Source organism: Porphyromonas macacae DSM 20710 = JCM 13914 (assembly GCF_000379945.1).
Lineage (GTDB): Bacteria > Bacteroidota > Bacteroidia > Bacteroidales > Porphyromonadaceae > Porphyromonas > Porphyromonas macacae.
The window spans coordinates 29,196-47,066 of the sequence record NZ_KB904152.1 but is presented as its reverse complement, the minus strand read 5'-3'; the positions used below and the strand labels follow the sequence as shown (position 1 = coordinate 47,066).

Annotated in this window: 12 protein-coding genes; 6 read left to right on the top strand and 6 right to left on the bottom strand. The window is 41.4% G+C overall.

Annotated features, from left to right (window positions below):
- Positions 1-319: 319 nt before the first annotated feature.
- Positions 320-1,051 carry an SIMPL domain-containing protein gene (locus tag A3GI_RS0109070; protein WP_018361137.1) on the bottom strand — a complete coding sequence of 244 codons (732 nt, stop codon included), beginning with the start codon at positions 1,049-1,051 and terminating at the stop codon, positions 320-322.
- A gap of 311 nt (positions 1,052-1,362) precedes the next feature.
- On the opposite strand from A3GI_RS0109070, the gene pckA reads away from it, so the two are divergent.
- From pckA to A3GI_RS0109040, 6 genes are all read left to right on the top strand, one after another.
- Positions 1,363-2,970 carry a phosphoenolpyruvate carboxykinase (ATP) gene (gene pckA / locus A3GI_RS0109065; RefSeq protein WP_018361136.1) on the top strand — a complete coding sequence of 536 codons (1,608 nt, stop codon included), beginning with the start codon at positions 1,363-1,365 and terminating at the stop codon, positions 2,968-2,970.
- 448 nt (positions 2,971-3,418) lie between these two features.
- Complete coding sequence (locus A3GI_RS0109060) at positions 3,419-6,130, top strand: 4-alpha-glucanotransferase (protein ID WP_018361135.1); 2,712 nt, start codon at positions 3,419-3,421, stop codon at positions 6,128-6,130.
- A gap of 7 nt (positions 6,131-6,137) precedes the next feature.
- On the top strand, positions 6,138-7,106 hold the full coding sequence (locus A3GI_RS0109055) for a PhoH family protein (protein WP_018361134.1): 969 nt from the start codon (positions 6,138-6,140) through the stop codon (positions 7,104-7,106).
- 20 nt (positions 7,107-7,126) lie between these two features.
- Complete coding sequence (locus A3GI_RS0109050; protein ID WP_018361133.1) at positions 7,127-8,071, top strand: phosphoribosylaminoimidazolesuccinocarboxamide synthase; 945 nt, start codon at positions 7,127-7,129, stop codon at positions 8,069-8,071.
- Positions 8,064-8,786, top strand: coding sequence for a bifunctional demethylmenaquinone methyltransferase/2-methoxy-6-polyprenyl-1,4-benzoquinol methylase UbiE (gene ubiE / locus A3GI_RS0109045; RefSeq protein WP_018361132.1), 723 nt, complete (start codon positions 8,064-8,066; stop codon positions 8,784-8,786). The genes A3GI_RS0109050 and ubiE overlap by 8 nt, the downstream gene beginning before the upstream one ends.
- A complete protein-coding gene (locus tag A3GI_RS0109040) occupies positions 8,783-9,529 on the top strand; it encodes a shikimate dehydrogenase family protein (RefSeq protein ID WP_018361131.1) in 747 nt (248 codons plus the stop codon). The genes ubiE and A3GI_RS0109040 overlap by 4 nt, the downstream gene beginning before the upstream one ends.
- Before the next feature lie 88 nt (positions 9,530-9,617).
- Here A3GI_RS0109040 and A3GI_RS0109035 read toward each other — a convergent pair whose 3' ends face one another.
- The 5 genes from A3GI_RS0109035 to secA all read right to left on the bottom strand — a co-directional run bounded on the left by A3GI_RS0109035 (position 9,618) and on the right by secA (position 17,870).
- Complete coding sequence (locus A3GI_RS0109035; protein ID WP_018361130.1) at positions 9,618-11,171, bottom strand: NAD(P)/FAD-dependent oxidoreductase; 1,554 nt, start codon at positions 11,169-11,171, stop codon at positions 9,618-9,620.
- Between the two features lie 10 nt (positions 11,172-11,181).
- On the bottom strand, positions 11,182-12,561 hold the full coding sequence (gene radA, locus A3GI_RS0109030; RefSeq protein WP_018361129.1) for a DNA repair protein RadA: 1,380 nt from the start codon (positions 12,559-12,561) through the stop codon (positions 11,182-11,184).
- 5 nt (positions 12,562-12,566) lie between these two features.
- Positions 12,567-13,490 carry a dimethylarginine dimethylaminohydrolase family protein gene (locus tag A3GI_RS0109025; RefSeq protein ID WP_018361128.1) on the bottom strand — a complete coding sequence of 308 codons (924 nt, stop codon included), beginning with the start codon at positions 13,488-13,490 and terminating at the stop codon, positions 12,567-12,569.
- A 77-nt stretch (positions 13,491-13,567) separates the two neighbouring features.
- Complete coding sequence (locus A3GI_RS0109020; RefSeq protein ID WP_018361127.1) at positions 13,568-14,461, bottom strand: YicC/YloC family endoribonuclease; 894 nt, start codon at positions 14,459-14,461, stop codon at positions 13,568-13,570.
- 79 nt (positions 14,462-14,540) lie between these two features.
- Positions 14,541-17,870: a preprotein translocase subunit SecA gene (gene secA, locus A3GI_RS0109015; RefSeq protein WP_018361126.1), complete on the bottom strand. Its 3,330-nt coding sequence runs from the start codon at positions 17,868-17,870 to the stop codon at positions 14,541-14,543.
- Position 17,871: the final 1 nt, after the last annotated feature.

The window sequence follows — 17,871 nt, the reverse complement described above, 5'->3', positions numbered from 1 at the left end:
AAACTCCATTCTGCCTAAATCAACTGTCATTTGTAAAGAACAATCGCTATCAAAGAGCTAAAAACTCAATGATAGCGATTGTTTTATTTGATTAGAAAGGGTGGTAACTATCGATATGAAAGGAAACTTCTCTCAATTTCATGTTTTGACACACCCCCTTTTAGGTACGTCAGAAAGCGTAAAGTACAAGGCGGCCTAAGACGAGACTCAAGAGACCGTGCTAAAAAGTACGTGACCGAAGCCGAAGGTCGCAAGCAATGCAGTATTTTGCGTATGATGACATACCGTTGCTTTTATTAAACGATGACAGTTATATCTCTTACTTAAGAGTAAAAGTCGATTTAACCGTAATCGAAGCTGTCTTCTTTCTGCTTGACGTATTAAAAGTTCCACCCCAGCTATAATCTTCATCGGAATTGTAGCCCACAATCTGAAAAACGCCCATTTGAGATTGAGTAAGCCTGTCGATTTTGCTCTTACTTCCTTGTGCAATCACGGAAGCTCTCTCATAAGCATCGGCCGAGGCGTTTTCCAACATCTCTATCTTCAGATCATCCAGCTTGGTGTAGTAGTACTTGGGCATTTCCGACTCGATCATCACATCATTGTTAATGAGTTCGGTAACGTCTTTACTTATTTTTTCGATTTTGTCCACATCATTGCTCTCGATTTTCACGGTCTGAGTCAGTTTATAGCCCGTAAAAACGTTGTAGTAATTATTGTTGTTATACCTTGAATCGAACATTTTCTCTACGCTGATAGAAGATAGGTCTATCATATCTTTTGCAATTCCTTTACCCTCCAGAAATTTCAAAACCTGCTCCCGATCTTCTTTCAGTTGCGAGAAACCGGATTGGAGATCCATGTTTTGTGCACTGAATCTGGCTTTCCAGACAATCAGGTCGCTCTCAAATGTCCGCTCACATATTCCGGTCACTTTTACGGCCTTAGCCGGTTTCTTTATTTGAGCTATTCGAGAGCCAAAAACCGCAGCTGCCAGAATCAAAGCAACCGAAGCAATAATGGTGATGATTAAAGAATTATTTTTCATAACAATGTAAATTGGGTTTTCTTTCAAATTTAATTAAACAAAATCACATAATCAATTCAAATTCTGGATATTAACTTGCTTTATTTGCGGATGATCTTATTTTATTTTCAGAGTTAATCGTATTATTCGGATATTATTGAGTATTTTTTTCCTTAATTGTGTTATATTTGTAGATAGTTAGGATGAAGTATTTATACAACATAGATGAATATTTGCTTGTTACAAACATAGCAGTATTCTCATAAAGGGTTGATGGGAATTAAAAGAGAGAAAATTTCACAATTACAATAATCATTTAACATCTAATTAGAATGAGCAATTTAGATTTATCCAAGTATGGGATCACAGGCGTAAAAGAGATTTTTCACAATCCTTCATACGAACTTTTATTCGAGCATGAAACAAAATCAGATCTCGAAGGCTATGAAAAAGGTCAATTAACAGAATTAGGAGCAGTGAACGTAATGACCGGAGTTTATACCGGCCGTTCACCGAAAGATAAATTCTTTGTTCTGGACGATACCACACGGAATACCATCTGGTGGACATCCGAAGAATATAAAAACGACAACAAACCCGTATCTCCGGAAGCGTGGAAAGCTATTAAAAAGATTGCGGTAAATGAATTGTGCAATAAACCGCTTTATGTAGTCGACGCTTTCTGCGGAGCCAATGAAAACAGCCGTATCAAGATCCGTTTCATCATGGAAGTCGCATGGCAGGCTCATTTTGTTACGAACATGTTTATCCGTCCTACCAAAGCCGAGTTGGAGAATTTCGGGGAACCGGATTTCGTGGTAATGAATGCCTCCAAAGCCAAGGTCGAAAACTACAAGGAGTTAGGCTTGAATTCCGAAACGGCCGTTGTATTCAACCTGACGGAAAAAGTACAGGTTATCATTAACACCTGGTATGGTGGTGAAATGAAGAAGGGTATGTTTTCTTACATGAACTATCGTTTGCCTTTGGCCGGAATGGCTTCCATGCACTGTTCGGCCAATACCAGTATGGATGATAAGGAAACGGCCATTTTCTTCGGTTTATCCGGTACCGGTAAAACCACTTTGTCTACAGATCCCAAACGTAAACTGATCGGTGACGACGAACACGGTTGGGATGACAACGGTATTTTCAACTTTGAGGGAGGTTGTTATGCCAAGGTTATTAACCTGAGTAAGGAAAACGAACCTGATATTTACAATGCCATCCGTAGAGATGCTTTACTTGAGAACGTGACTGTAGATGCCAACGGCAAGATCGACTTCTCCGATAAGTCCGTAACGGAAAATACCCGTGTTTCTTATCCGATTTATCATATCGATAATATCGTTAAACCCATTTCGCACGCCGGTCATGCAAACAAAGTTATCTTCCTGTCTGCAGATGCTTTCGGTGTATTGCCTCCGGTTTCTATTCTTACTCCCGAACAAACGAAGTACTATTTCCTGTCCGGATTTACAGCAAAATTAGCCGGTACCGAGCGGGGTATTACAGAGCCTACACCTACATTCTCGGCTTGTTTCGGGGCTGCATTCCTTTCTCTGCATCCAACTAAATATGCGGAAGAATTGGTGAAAAAAATGGAAAAAACAGGAGCTACAGCTTATTTGGTGAATACCGGTTGGAATGGCACAGGGAAACGAATTTCCATCAAAGATACCCGTGGTATAATCGATGCCATTTTGGACGGTTCTATCGATAAAGCTCCGACCAAGTCTATTCCTTACTTTGATTTTACAGTTCCCACGGCATTACCGGGTGTAGATCCCCAAATTTTGGATCCTCGTGATACCTATGCAGATGTTTCAGAATGGGAAACAAAAGCAAAAGATCTGGCAGAACGCTTTATCAAGAACTTCGATAAGTTCACGACCAATGAGTCCGGAAAAGCTCTGGTATGTGCGGGTCCAAAACTCTGATAAGCATTTACCGAATTTAATAATAAGAACCTCGAGAAATATTTTCTCGGGGTTTCTTTTTATGTAATTCTTTCTTAAAAGAAAATCCAATTCATTGGCAATCTGAAATTTTCTGCCTGATGGTTGAAAATTCTTCAGGCAAAGAATAAAAATCCAAGTTAACTTCGTTGAAAATCCATCAGGCAGAGAATTTTCATTTTCCTTAAGGATTTTTTCCAGCATTTCAAGTTTCCATGTTTTTCCTTGATATTCATGCTGTTAGGTCTTTATATTTGTTTCAATCGATACCGTTTCAAATCATTTCTGTTTTTATATCAATAAAATTTTATAATCATTATTATGTTTAATTGATTACAAGAAAACTAAAAAAACAGATAATTAAGATTACCCGTAATACTACCCGTTTTTTTACCTTTGTATATTAAACAAGAGCACTTTTACAAAATTTATGGATATTACGTTTTCGATTAAATATAGAGCTGAATGGGGACAAAAATTATGTATCACGGGCTCTATTGTCGAACTGGGCAATTGGGACGAAGGAGAACAGGCCTTACAGTTGACCGCAAATGGCGATGACCGTTGGGAAGGAACAGTCTCCATCGATGGGCGCAGAAAAGATTTCGTATATTATTATTTTGTAAAAAATGAACGTGGTGAAGTTTACAGACGGGAATGGAAAAGAATGCACCATATGCTTATTACCGAGCCTGTAAAAACGTTATTTATGGACGACAGGTGGATCGACAGACCGGCCAATGCTCCTTTTTACAGTTCTTCTTTTTATGATGTGCTTTTTAAGCACGAACGAGAACATTATCCCGAAGTTAAGCGCACGAAAGGCGGTGAAAAAATGAGATTTCAGATCTATGCCCCTACCGTGCCGCAAAATATGCGTCTGTACCTTTCGGGAAATACTCCCAAACTTGGAGAATGGGATCCTCAAAAAGCTTTAGAGATGAACTATCTGGGCAAAGGAGAATGGACCTTTACCACAGAAATAGACCGGTTATCCATGAATAAAGAAATCAAATTCAAATTCTTTATTTCGGATGAAAACAAAAAAAATATCCGTTGGGAAACATGTGAAAACCGGACCTTCAAGCTAAAACCAACAGGCAAATATGATATAACATCGCTCATCGGTTTACATTTTGAAGAGAACAACTACTCTCCTCATTTTTCAGGTGTTGTTATACCTCTTTTTTCTTTGAGAAGTGAAAATGATTTCGGTATCGGGGACTTCGGTTCTTTACGCAAAGCCATTGATTGGGCAAGTGAAGCGAAACTGCATGTTTTCCAGATGCTCCCGATCAATGATACCACATTCACCAGGGATATTCAAGACTCCTATCCGTATAATAATATATCGGTTAATGCCATAAACCCGATTTATGTCGACATTCAGGCTTTGCCTCCTCTAAAACACCCGGAACAGCAGCAAAAATTCGAGCAAAGGGCAAAAGGATTGAGGAATCTGGATAGAATCGATTATAAAGAAGTTTATAAGCTTAAAGAAGAATATCTAAGACTGCACTTCAAAGAACAATCGGCATCTGTAATAAAGAAACGACCGTACATCAATTTTTGTATGGAAAATACCGAATGGCTTATCCCCTATCAGGCTTATTGTGTTTTACGAGACACTCACCAGGGGACTCCTCCCTCAGAATGGCCATTGTTTACCGAGTATGATCAGAACACTGTAACCAAGTGGCTCGAATTGGAAGAGAACAAAGATGCAGCCTTATTTTATTCGTATACCCAGTTCTTGCTGTTTACCCAATTAAGAGCGGTAAGCGAATATGCTGCCGAAAAAAGCATTTTGCTTAAAGGAGATATTCCCATAGGTGTATCCCCAAAAGGTATGGATGTATGGGTGCACCCGGAGCTGTTCAACGAAAATCAACAGGCCGGTGCCCCACCCGACGATTTTTCGGCCGAGGGACAAAATTGGGGCTTTCCCACATACAATTGGGAGGAAGGCGAACGAAATAATTTCAAATGGTGGAAAGAGCGTTTCCGGTTTATGTCGAACTACTTCCAAGCTTTTAGAGTAGACCATATATTAGGTTTTTTCAGAATATGGGAGATACCCACTATTCATCGTTCGGGTCTGCTGGGGCATTTTAATCCTGCACTTCCCTATTCTATCGAGGAAATAGAGCAATATGGGTTTCATTTCCGTGAAGATATGCTCACCATACCGCTTATACACCGTGAAGATCTGACTTCTCTTTTTGGGGAATACGTCAAAGCCTTGATATGGGAAGGGTTTGTGATTCCGGTTCCGGAAAGCTCCTTTTATACTCTAAATCAGTTCGGGCAAAAATATTATGAAGAAATCGATCCCGCTCATATCCCCGGAGGGGAAAAGAGCATAAACGCCCTTAAACAATTATGTACCGAGGTTTTATTCCTTCCTGACCCGTATAAGTATAAGAAACTGCACCCTCGGGTTGCTTTGGAAAAAAGTTTGCTGTTTAACCGCTTGGGAGCAGAAAACCGGCAAGCCTGGAGGAAACTGGATTTGGATTTCTTTTTCAACAGGAACAACGAACTGTGGAAACAAACGGCTCTCAAACGTCTGATACCGATGCATAGAAGTACAGATATGCTGGTTTGTGCAGAGGATTTAGGCATGATACCTCCATCGGTGCCCGAAGTGTTGAAGGAGCTTCAGGTTTTTTCTTTGGAATTGGAGCGAATGCCCAAAACATTTACACTTTCGGGATATAATGATACGGAAACTTTCCCTTACTATTCGGTCTGTACCACAAGTACGCACGATATGGCTCCGCTAAGATTGTGGTGGGAAGAATTGGATAAAAAAGACCAGGATGCCTATATGAGACGTCTGGCGGATGTTTCAGAAGATTTGTCGGAAGATTATCCGCATGCAGATAAAACTTTTCACCGCATTATCTATCACAACTTGCAAAGTCCGTCTATGTTGGTTATCTTACCTCTTTCGGACTGGATGTCGATAGATCGCAGGCTTCACATCCAATCTCCGGCAGAAGAGCAGATCAATCATCCGGAAAACCCACACCAGGCATGGGACTACCGGATGCCCATATCGATAGAAAAACTCATTTCCGAATATTCGGATTTCACAAAAGAGATTGTCCGCTTATTGGAACGGACAAATAGAGATTGATACATAGATGACAGAACGTTTGTACATTTTGGAGGATGCTGATCCTAATGTTTTTTCAGGAGTAAATCAGTCTAATCTGGCCCTTCTTTCAAATATCTACCCTAAAGTAAAAATCAGGATGCATAAAAATGTAATCAAGATTTTGGGAGAAGCACGTGAAACGGAGGCACTACTCCGGCTTTTAGAGGTTATCGAAGCGCACTGCTGTAAATACAACAGCCTTTCAGAGCAAGATATATTGAACCTGAAACAGGGTAATGATACACTTAACAGAAAAAATAAAGCACCGGACAACTTAATTTTGTATGGCTTAGGAGGAAAAGCCATTGCCGCACGGGGTGAGAATCAAAAGAAACTGGTGGAGGAGTTTGAGAAAAACGGTCTTTGCTTCGCCATCGGGCCGGCAGGCTCGGGAAAAACTTTTATTGCAATCAGTCTGGCAGTTAAAGCACTTAAGAACAAACAGGTAAGGCGTATCATCCTTTCCAGACCGGCTGTGGAAGCCGGTGAAAAATTGGGCTTCCTGCCGGGAGAAATGAAAGATAAACTGGATCCTTATCTGCAGCCTCTTTATGATGCACTGGGTGAAATGATACCGGGAGCAAAGCTAAGGGATTATATGGATAACGGCACCATCCAGATAGCCCCACTGGCATTTATGAGAGGGCGTACTTTGAATGATGCGGTAATTATTTTGGACGAAGCACAAAATACGACTGCACAGCAAATGAAAATGTTTCTTACACGCTTGGGCATGGGGGGAAAAATGATTGTCACAGGAGATATAACACAGATAGATCTGCCGAGGGGGGTGCGTTCCGGTTTGAAAGATGCACTCTCCATTCTGCAGGATGTGCCCGGCATCGGTTTAATTGAGTTCAATAAAAAAGACATTGTTCGTCACCCCTTGGTAGAACGTATTGTGGATGCTTATGACAATGCCATGTTCACAGAACGGGATTTTAACACAAAATAAAACTAAATAAATATTGAAATATGAATCAAACATTAACAAAGACAGACTTTAAATTCCCGAAACAGACCGGAGTTTATCATGGTAAGGTGCGCGACGTATATTTCTTTGGCAATGACCGTATAGCCATGATTGCCACAGACCGTATTTCTGCTTTCGATGTGGTTCTTCCCAAGGGCATCCCATCCAAAGGGCAGGTATTGAATCAAATAGCCGCACATTTTTTGGATTCCACGAAAGATATTGTGCCTAACTGGAAAATATCTACTCCCGACCCTATGGTTACATACGGGATACGCTGCGAACCTTTCAAGGTAGAGATGGTCATCAGAGGTTATCTGACAGGCAGTGCCTGGCGAGCGTATAAGGCCGGCGAACGAAATCTTTGCGGTATAAACATACCTGAAGGGATGAAAGAAAATCAGGCTTTTGAAACACCTGTAATTACTCCTACCACAAAAGCCGATGAGGGGCATGATGAAAATATTTCAAGGGAAGAAATCATAGCCCGGGGACTGATTTCTGAAGAGGATTACAAACAGATAGAAGCATATACGTATGCTTTGTTTGCCCGCGGGCAGCAAATGGCTGGTGAAAGAGGTTTGATTTTAGTGGATACCAAGTATGAATTCGGCAAAAAAGACGGTAAAATTTATCTGATAGACGAAATTCATACGCCGGATTCTTCACGTTATTTCTATGCCGATGGCTATCAGGAACGTTTTGAAAAGGGAGAACCGCAAAGGCAGCTTTCCAAAGAGTTTGTGCGCCAGTGGCTTATTGCTAACGGATTTGAAGGGAAAGACGGACAAAAAGTACCTGAAATGACACCCGAATATTGCCGGAGTGTGACAGATCGGTATGTGGAATTGTATGAAAAAGTGGTAGGTAAGCCTTTTATCGTAGAGAAAACGGATAATCTTGAAGAACGGATATTCAATAATTTGAAGACTGCATTAGATGATTAAACCCTACAATGAAGATCAGCCCAAAGTAGAGCAAATACGCAAAATGTTCAACCGGATAGCGCCAAACTATGACCGGTTGAATCACATTATCTCTTTGGGTATGGACGTTTCCTGGAGGAAGAAAGCGCTACGCAAAGTGGCGCCTTTCGGACCCCGTAAAATTCTTGATGTAGCAACGGGAACGGGAGATTTGGCTATCGATATGTGCCAGACCATACCCGGTATAGAGAAAATCATCGGCATCGATATTTCGGACGAAATGCTGAGGCTGGGAAATCGCAAAATAAGAGAGTTGGAGCTGGAGCATATAATCGAATTGGAAAAACAGGATTGCACATCCACTTCTTTTGAGGATAATACTTTCGATGCGGTTACTACAGCTTTCGGATTACGGAATTTTGAAAATATTCCGCTTGCACTTAAGGAATTGTATCGAGTGCTTAAGCCCGGTTCACCTTTGATGATATTAGAGTTGAGTGAACCGAGAAACTCCTTTATAAAGTGTTTGTACTCTTTTTATGCAAATCATTTTATTCCGTTTACCGGAAATATTATTTCACATGACAAAGAGGCATACACTTATTTGCCCAAATCCATCACAGACGTTCCTCAGCGCGAAAAATTAGCCGGTCTGCTGAAAGAAGCAGGCTTTGATGATCCTTATTATCAGAGCTTCGAACCAGGTACATGTACTGTATATATGGCAATCAAATGAAAACTTACGGATTAATCGGTTTCCCTCTGGAACACTCCGCTTCCGCTGATTACTTTAATGCAAAATTCAAGGCCGAAGGATTAAATGCGGAGTATAAACCCTTTGCGATAGAATCGCTTAAGGATTTATCCGGCATCCTGAAGCAGAACCCGTCGTTGCGTGGTTTTAATGTGACTTCCCCACACAAAGAAAATATATTGAATCATTTATCATATATAGACCCCGAAGCTAAATTAATCGGGGCTGTGAATGTGGTGAAAATTAAACGGGGATTTTTAGGACGGAAAGAGTTTTGGGGTTACAATACGGATTATCTGGCCTTTGAAGAAACTATTCGCAATCTGGATTTACCTCCGTTCCAAAAAGCTCTTATATTGGGTTCCGGAGGTGCATCGAAAGCTGTAGAACGATCGTTCAAACGATTGGGAATAGCTTGCGATGTTGTCAGTCGTACCCCGCAAGGTGCACAAAAATCGTATCATGACATAACGCCTGAAGTTTTGACAAGCTATACGATTATTGTGAATGCAACTCCTTTGGGTATGCAACCGTATATCGATAAAGCTCCCGAAATTCCTTATCATGCCTTATCGGACAATCAACTTTGTTACGATCTGATCTATAATCCTGAAAAAACGGAATTCCTTAAACAGGCCGAAGCAAGGGGGGCACGAATAAAAAATGGATTGGAAATGCTTATTTTACAAGCGAATGAAGCATGGGAGATTTGGAGGCGATCATAAAAAAATTCTCCTTATAATTTTATAAAAAGAAACCCGGGTATATCGACTTCAGTTTGGTGCTCCCGGGTTCTTTTTCGGATAACTCCTTTTATACCCGGGTCGCCACAGCATCTGCACAGTTAATACCGTCCAATGCTGCAGACACGATACCGCCTGCGTATCCGGCTCCTTCTCCCGCAGGATAAAGTCCATCTACCGATACATGTTTACGGTCTTCACGCCTTCTTGGAATACGAACGGGGGAAGACGTCCGGCTTTCAATGGCTATTAACTGAGCTTCGGAGGTTAAAAATCCGGGAGTTTTCTTATCAAAAACTTTAAAAGCCCGGGCTAAACGCTCTGTAATCATCGCAGGCATCCAATCATATAAATTGCCGGGAGTCAAGCCCAAACGATATGAAGATGAAGGTAGATCGACAGATGTTTTACGTGCAATGAAATCTGTCATTCTTTGTGCGGGAGCACGTAATGTTCGATTAGCAGCATAAAAACTGCTCCTCTCCAACTCTTCGACCCATTCCAGACATTGCAGAGGAGAAAGCAATTCTTTTTTAGAAAAATCTTCAGGCCTGATTTCCACCACCATACCACTATTAGCCCAGTTTGATCCTCTGTTGGCAGGACTCATGCCATTTACCACCATTTCACCAGGAGAAGTTGAAGCAGGAACAATAAAACCGCCGGGACACATACAGAAGCTATACACCCCTCGCTCCTCCACTTGTGCTGTGTAAGTATATTCTGCGGCAGGAAGATAATCTCCCCTACCCTTCACACTATGGTATCTGATCTGATCGATCAAATGCTGAGGATGCTCCAACCGTACACCTACGGCTATACCTTTGATTTCAAGGTCTACTTTTTTTTGCCATAAATGCCTGTAAACATCACGAGCGGAGTGTCCTGTAGCCAAAATGACCGGACCTGTGAATTCGCGACCATCTGCCGTGATGATACCGGTCACCGAACCGTTTTTCATAATAAGTTCCGTCATCTTGGTATTGAAATATACTTCCCCGCCACTTGCAAGAATCTGCTCTCGAATGGCTTTGATAACGACAGGCAGGCGTTCGGTACCGATATGTGGATGAGCATCGATTAAAATAGACTTGCTCGCTCCGTGTTTACAGAGTATTCTCAGTACGCGGTTAACATCACCTCTTTTGGTGCTCCGGGTATATAGCTTGCCGTCCGAAAAAGCCCCTGCTCCACCTTCTCCATAGCCGTAATTACTCTCAGGATTGACTATGCCGGTTTTTTCGATTATAGCGATATCTTTTCTTCGATTCATGACATCCTGTCCCCGCTCTACGATAATCGGTTTTTTACCCAATTCAATCAATCGCAAGGCTGCAAATAAACCCGCAGGTCCGGCTCCCACCACGATTACGGATGGAGCGTTGTGTACATTTCCATAGCTGATATCTCGAAACGTGTCTTCTATATAAGATTCTCCGACCTCATAAATATCCAAGGACAGTTCTATAAAGATATTTTTCTGACGGGCATCGATAGCCCGTTTTCTTATGATAACCTGATCGATCTGACTGTAAGGAATCTTTATTTTGGAAGCGCAAAGAGATTTCAATTGCTGCATATCTGCAGCCTGTTTCGGGGAAACTCGCAGCTTTATACTCTGCATATACGTTTATTTATTGATTACCGGTAAAAAGATAACGAAAAGCTTCCTCTACCCGGGAAACGGGAACAAGGTTGATAGGATAGCGTTTTTTATCTTCTGATTTATAGTTTGCCGCAGGAATTATTATGGAAGTAAAACCGACTCGATGGGCTTCCATAATACGCTGTTCGATCCGGCTTACAGGCCTTACTTCTCCACTCAGGCCGACTTCTCCGGTCATGCACAGATCGGGAGGAATAGGCAGATCTAAATTGGAGGACAAGACAGAGGTTATTACAGCCAGATCGGAAGCAGGGTCATTGATACGCAAACCTCCTGCAATATTGAGAAAAACATCTTTTTGTATCAGTTTGAAACCGGCTCTTTTCTCCAATACGGCCAACAGCATATTCATTCGTCTCAAGTCATATCCTGTGGCCGAACGTTGCGGATTGTTATAAACAGCCGAGCTAACCAATGCTTGCACCTCTATTAAGAAAGAACGAACCCCTTCCATGGCAACAGCAATAGCCACACCGCTGAGTAAATCTTTGTTATAACTGATCAAATGCTCCGAAGGGTTGTTCACAATGCGAAGACCATTTGTACACATCTCATAAATACCTAACTCGGATGTGCTGCCGAAGCGATTTTTTTGAGCACGTAAAATGCGATACAAATAATGTTTATCTCCATCGAATTGGAGCACAACGTCTACGGTATGCTCCAAAATCTTAGGACCGGCAATCGTACCTTCCTTGTTGATATGGCCAATGAGGATTACAGGGGTATTGTGAGTTTTGGAAAACTGTAGCAACAGATTGGCACATTCTCGAATCTGTGAAACACTTCCCGGAGAACTGTCGCTGATGTTCGTATAGATTGTCTGAATGGAATCTATAACAATAATATCAGGCGAGAATTCTTTAGCTGTAGACAAAATTTTCTCAATGGATGTTTCACAATAAATCAAACAGTTACCGCTGTTTTCACCCAAACGTTCTGCCCGCATTTTCAACTGGCTCAGGCTTTCTTCTCCTGAGACATAAAGAGTTGTACAATCAGGCAAACGCATCACTGTTTGCAGAATCAGGGTACTTTTTCCAATACCCGGCTCTCCGCCCAATAAAATAAACGAACCATCGACAAGGCCACCACCCAATACCCGGTTGAATTCACTGTCACCCAAATCTATGCGGTGTTCGCCATGGGTCTGAATATCTTTCAGGAAAACCGGTTTTGAATTGCTCGATGAAAAGTTTTCTTTGGATAATGTCTTTTTCTTGTCAATAAAAACGGTTTCTTCTGCAATTGTATTCCATTGTTTGCAGAAATTACATTGCCCCTGCCATTTAGAGTATTGAGCTCCACATTCAGAGCACACGAATATTTCTTTCTGTTTGATACCCATGCTTTTTATTCACGTACCAGTGGCATCGTTGAGCATCTCAACAGTCCACCCATTTTGGAGATTTCAGCATATGGAACTGTTTCCACCGTCATTTCCCATTGGTTTCGCAGATGTTCGTTCAGGCGTACGAACTTTTCTTCGGTTATTATAACCTCCGGAGATATTGAAAAAACATTTGTATTCATATAATAGGCCTCTTCAGGAGTTACTTCAAAAAGATTGTCTCGCCCGAAGATTTCATCTATTTGAGCCACTTCATTTTCATGTAAAAAACCCTTGCGATAGATTAAAGCGCGCCCTTTTGAAACAGGCTGAAAAGCACAGTCGAGATGCAAAACAGATCGATATGGATCTGAGTCATGTTTGCGAAGTTGCAGAGGAACAATTGTCTTATCAGGAAATCTTTCACGGAAAAAGTCAATGGCATATTGATTGGTTCGGGCTGTTTTATACGAAGAGTAATCGGATGCCAGATACGTGCCGATAAAAAGAATATCATCATACAAAAGCACATCGCCTCCCTCTGCGTGGATTTTTTCCGGTAGACGCTCTAAATGTCCATTGCATATTGAGGCAAAAATATTACTGAAGGCATTCGTTTCCTTGGCTCTGTCTTCAATCAAATTGGAAACGAATAAAGTATTATCAATCGTAAAGGCAACATCACGTGCAAAAACCTGATTATAATCATTTAAAGGTTCAGGTCTTACAACTTCAACGTCATATTTGTTCAGCACATCCAGTAGCGCATTCATTTCTCGAACAATGCTGTTTTGAGAAGGGAAAACGCCTTTTTCTACAGCCTCATAACTCTTGGCATCATAAGTTTCAGAGAGAGAAGGTACGGGGCCTATACTGTCCGGTAAGCCCAATACCACTTTTTTTAATCTTGCAGTCTCATTGGTCACATGCGGGATAAACTTGTCCATAAGATGTGTGTTTTATATTAGTAATATATTATAAGGTCGTTAATTGATATTTCAAACGCAAAAAGATATTCTGAGTGTTACAATACATTCAAAACCTGCTCTTTTATCTGCTCCAGTTCATCTTTCATCCGTACTACAAGCTGCTGCATTTCTGCATGATTGCTTTTCGAGCCCAGAGTATTGATTTCACGGCCTATTTCCTGAGCAATAAACCCTAACTTTTTACCTTGTCCGGGTAAAGTATCCATAGTCGAAAGGAAATAATCCAGATGATTTCTCAATCGAGTCTTTTCTTCATTGACATCTAATTTTTCTACATAGTAGATCATTTCCTGTTCCAGGCGATTTCGATCGAAGCCTTCTGAAATCTGTTTTAACGCTTCCTCTAATTTGGCTTTGATTTGTGCCACTCTTTCTCCCTCGGGTTGATCTATCTCTCTTAACAGTGAACCGATGTTTTCTATTTTTTCAGAAAGAACTTTCTGCAACATGGTTCCCTCCTGTTTTCTAAACTCATTTAATTGTTTCAGGCTATCGATAATTGCCGTTTTGACAATATCCCACTCTTCTTGACAGATTTCATCGGTATTCTCTTCATTTACCTGTATGGGAGATGTCGATCCGGGCAAACGCAAAAGCACTTCAAACCAATTGATAGGTTCCGGAATATCCGCCTCCTGACTTATACAACGAATCTGATGTACATATTCTTTTATTTGCTCGGGCTGAAGATTAACAGCCCCCACAGCAGAAGTATTTTGCTCTTCCACTGAAAGAGTAAAATCTATTTTTCCCCGTTGCAATTCGGATGTAAGCAGATTACGAATTTCAAACTCTTTTTCCTTGAAAGCAGCAGGCATACGAACTTGAATATCAGCTTGTTTGCTGTTAAGTGTCCGTACCGTCACTATAATTTTTTTGTTTCCGTACTCGGCTGTCGCCTTTCCAAAACCGGTCATTGAGTAAATCATAGGCAATAATAAAAGGAGATAGAAGCCACTCCTAAAAAGGAGAAACTTCTATATCCAAATATATGCAACTTAGTATTTATTAAATGCCCTTACCATGGCAATTCTTAAATTTTTTTCCACTACCACAGGGACAAGGATCATTTCGTCCGACTTTCTTTTCTGCACGAACAGGCTCGTTCCGGACCTGTTTTTGAGGTGCTGAAGCTGCTGCTCGCTGTTCAGGGTTATCCGAATAAATATCAGACTTCGATGCCTTATATTTATTCATATCGCTACGACGCTGCGGTACATCCTGTCTGACTTGCATTTCCCGGCTCGCATTTTCGTCTGCAGCAGGCAAAGGCAGTTTCACGCGCATCAGTATACTTACAGTCTTTCGATTCATGGTTTCAACCATGTTTTTGAATAACTCGAAAGATTCCAGTTTATAAATCAGCAGAGGATCTTTGTTTTCGTATGAAGCATTTTGTACAGAATTCCGCAACTCGTCCATTTCACGCAAATGCTCTTTCCATGCTTCGTCAATCTGATGCAATACAATAGCCTTTTCAAACTCTTTTACCAAAGATTTGCCATTCGTTTCATCTGCCTGTTTCAGGTTACAGCTGATGTTGTATGTTCTGCGCCCATCCGTCAATGGTATCAATATACGTTCGAATACAGCTCCTTGCTCGGTATAAACCTTGTGAAGAATAGGATATGCCACTTCAATGATATTCTCCATTTTACGTTTATACACATGATAGGCGGTGTCAAATAATTCATCGGCAAGTTGTTCGATTTTTCCTGAACGAAAACGAGAGTCATCAAAAGGACTGTCAATGGCTAATACTCTGAGCAAATTTTCACGAAATCCCTCAAAGTCGTCCATTCCCTGAAAATTCTCAATAATATTCCGTCCGGCATCATATATGGTGTTCATCACATCCAAGCTGATACGCTCTCCCATAAGAGCATGACGTCTACGAGTGTATATTACCTCTCTTTGAGAGTTCATTACATCATCATACTCGAGTAGACGCTTACGTATGCCGAAGTTATTTTCTTCCACTTTCTTTTGAGCTCTCTCCACGGATTTACTCAGCATACTGTGTTCGAGCATTTCACCTTCCTTAAATCCGAGTTTATCCATCATAGAGGCCAATCTGTCCGAGGCAAACAGACGCATAAGATGGTCCTCAAGTGAAATATAGAAAACCGAAGAACCCGGATCGCCCTGACGACCGGAACGTCCTCTAAGCTGTCTGTCCACCCGTCGGCTTTCATGTCGTTCCGTACCTATAATCGCCAAACCTCCGGCAGCTTTAACTTCAGGAGAGAGCTTGATATCCGTACCACGACCGGCCATGTTGGTTGCGATAGTAACCGTGCCCGACTGTCCTGCCATTGCCACAATATCCGCTTCTTTTTGGTGCAGTTTGGCATTCAATACATTGTGAGGTATTTTGCGAAGTTGCAACATCCGGCTTAGCAACTCGGATATTTCAACCGATGTTGTACCGACCAACACAGGACGCCCTTTTTCTACCAATGAAACAATCTCCTCGATGACCGCAGCATATTTTTCTCTCTCTGTTTTATAAATCCGGTCATTCATGTCATTTCGGGCAATGGGTCTGTTCGTCGGAATAACTACAACATCTAATTTATAAATATCCCAAAACTCCCCGGCTTCTGTTTCTGCCGTACCCGTCATACCGGATAGTTTATGATACATCCGGAAATAATTTTGCAGGGTAATTGTAGCAAAAGTTTGGGTTGCCGCTTCCACTTTAACACGTTCCTTGGCTTCGATAGCCTGATGCAAACCATCCGAATAACGACGACCATCCATGATACGCCCGGTCTGCTCATCGACAATAAGCACCTTGTTGTCCATTACAACATATTGGTCATCCTTTTCAAAAAGCGTATAGGCTTTCAATAATTGATTAACCGTATGTACCCGTTCGCTTTTTATGGAATAATTAGTCAAAAGCTCTTCTTTTTTCTCAGCTTTGGCTTCTTCGTCTAAAGATTGATTATCCAGTTCCGACAATTCAGCTGCAATGTCAGGTAAAACAAAGAAGGAAGAGTCATTGGTACCAGAAGTAAGCAAATCGATACCCTTATCCGTTAATTCCAGACTATTGTTTTTCTCATCTACAACAAAATAAAGTTCATCCGTGGCCAAGTGCATATTACGCATATTGTCCTGCATATAAAACTCTTCCGTTTTAAGCATGGATGCTTTAACCCCCGGCTCACTCAAATATTTGATGAGTTGTTTGTTTTTGGGAAGCCCTTTGTAAGAACGGAACAATAAGGTACTCCCCTGTTCCTGCTCTTCTTTTTTATCGCTCTGCATCAAATTCTTCGCATCAATAAGCATCTGAGCGCACAACTTACGCTGAGCATTCACTACTTTTTCTACGTTAGGGAGGAATTCTTCGAACATTTGATCATCTCCTTTAGGGATTGGCCCGGAAATAATCAAGGGAGTACGGGCATCATCGATAAGGACGGAGTCCACCTCATCCACGATAGCATAGTTATGTTTTCGTTGAACCAATTCGCCCGGACTTCCGGCCATATTATCACGCAGATAATCGAAGCCGAACTCATTATTCGTACCGAAAGTAATATCCGCATTATATGCTTTCCGTCGACCTTCGCTGTTAGGTTGATGCTTGTCGATGCAATCGACCGTTAAACCGTGGAACATATAAAGAGGACCCATCCATTCAGAGTCACGTTTAGAAAGATAGTCGTTCACCGTTACCACATGAACCCCGTTCCCGGTAAGGGCATTCAGGAATACCGGCAATGTAGCAACAAGAGTTTTACCTTCACCGGTAGCCATTTCTGCAATTTTACCTTTATGCAAAACAACACCGCCGATAAGTTGCACATCATAGTGAACCATATCCCAGACTGTTTCATTACCTCCGGCGACCCAACGATTTGTAAATATGGCATTATCTCCTTCTATACGGACAAAATCATGGTTCATGGCCAATTCCCGGTCTAAATCGGTAGCCGGAACAACAATTTCTTCATGCTCTTTGAAACGTCTTGCCGTATCTTTAATAATAGCAAAAGCCTCAGGGAGGATTTCATCCAAAACATCCTCCATTTTATCCAAAATCTGCTTCTCTATTTTATCGACTTCAGCCCAACTTTCTTCCCGCTGTTCATATTCTTTTTCCTCGATAGAAGCTTTGATCTCTTCAATACGTTTACGCTCATCAGCTACATAATCTTGCACTCTCTTACGCAGTTCCAATGACTTTAGTCGTATTTCATGATCCGAGAGGCGTTCTATTTCCGGATAGACTTTCTTTATTTTATCCACATAAGGAGTTATCTCTTTAAGGTCCCTTTGTGATTTGTTGCCGAACAGTTTCGACATGAATTCATTAAATCCCATA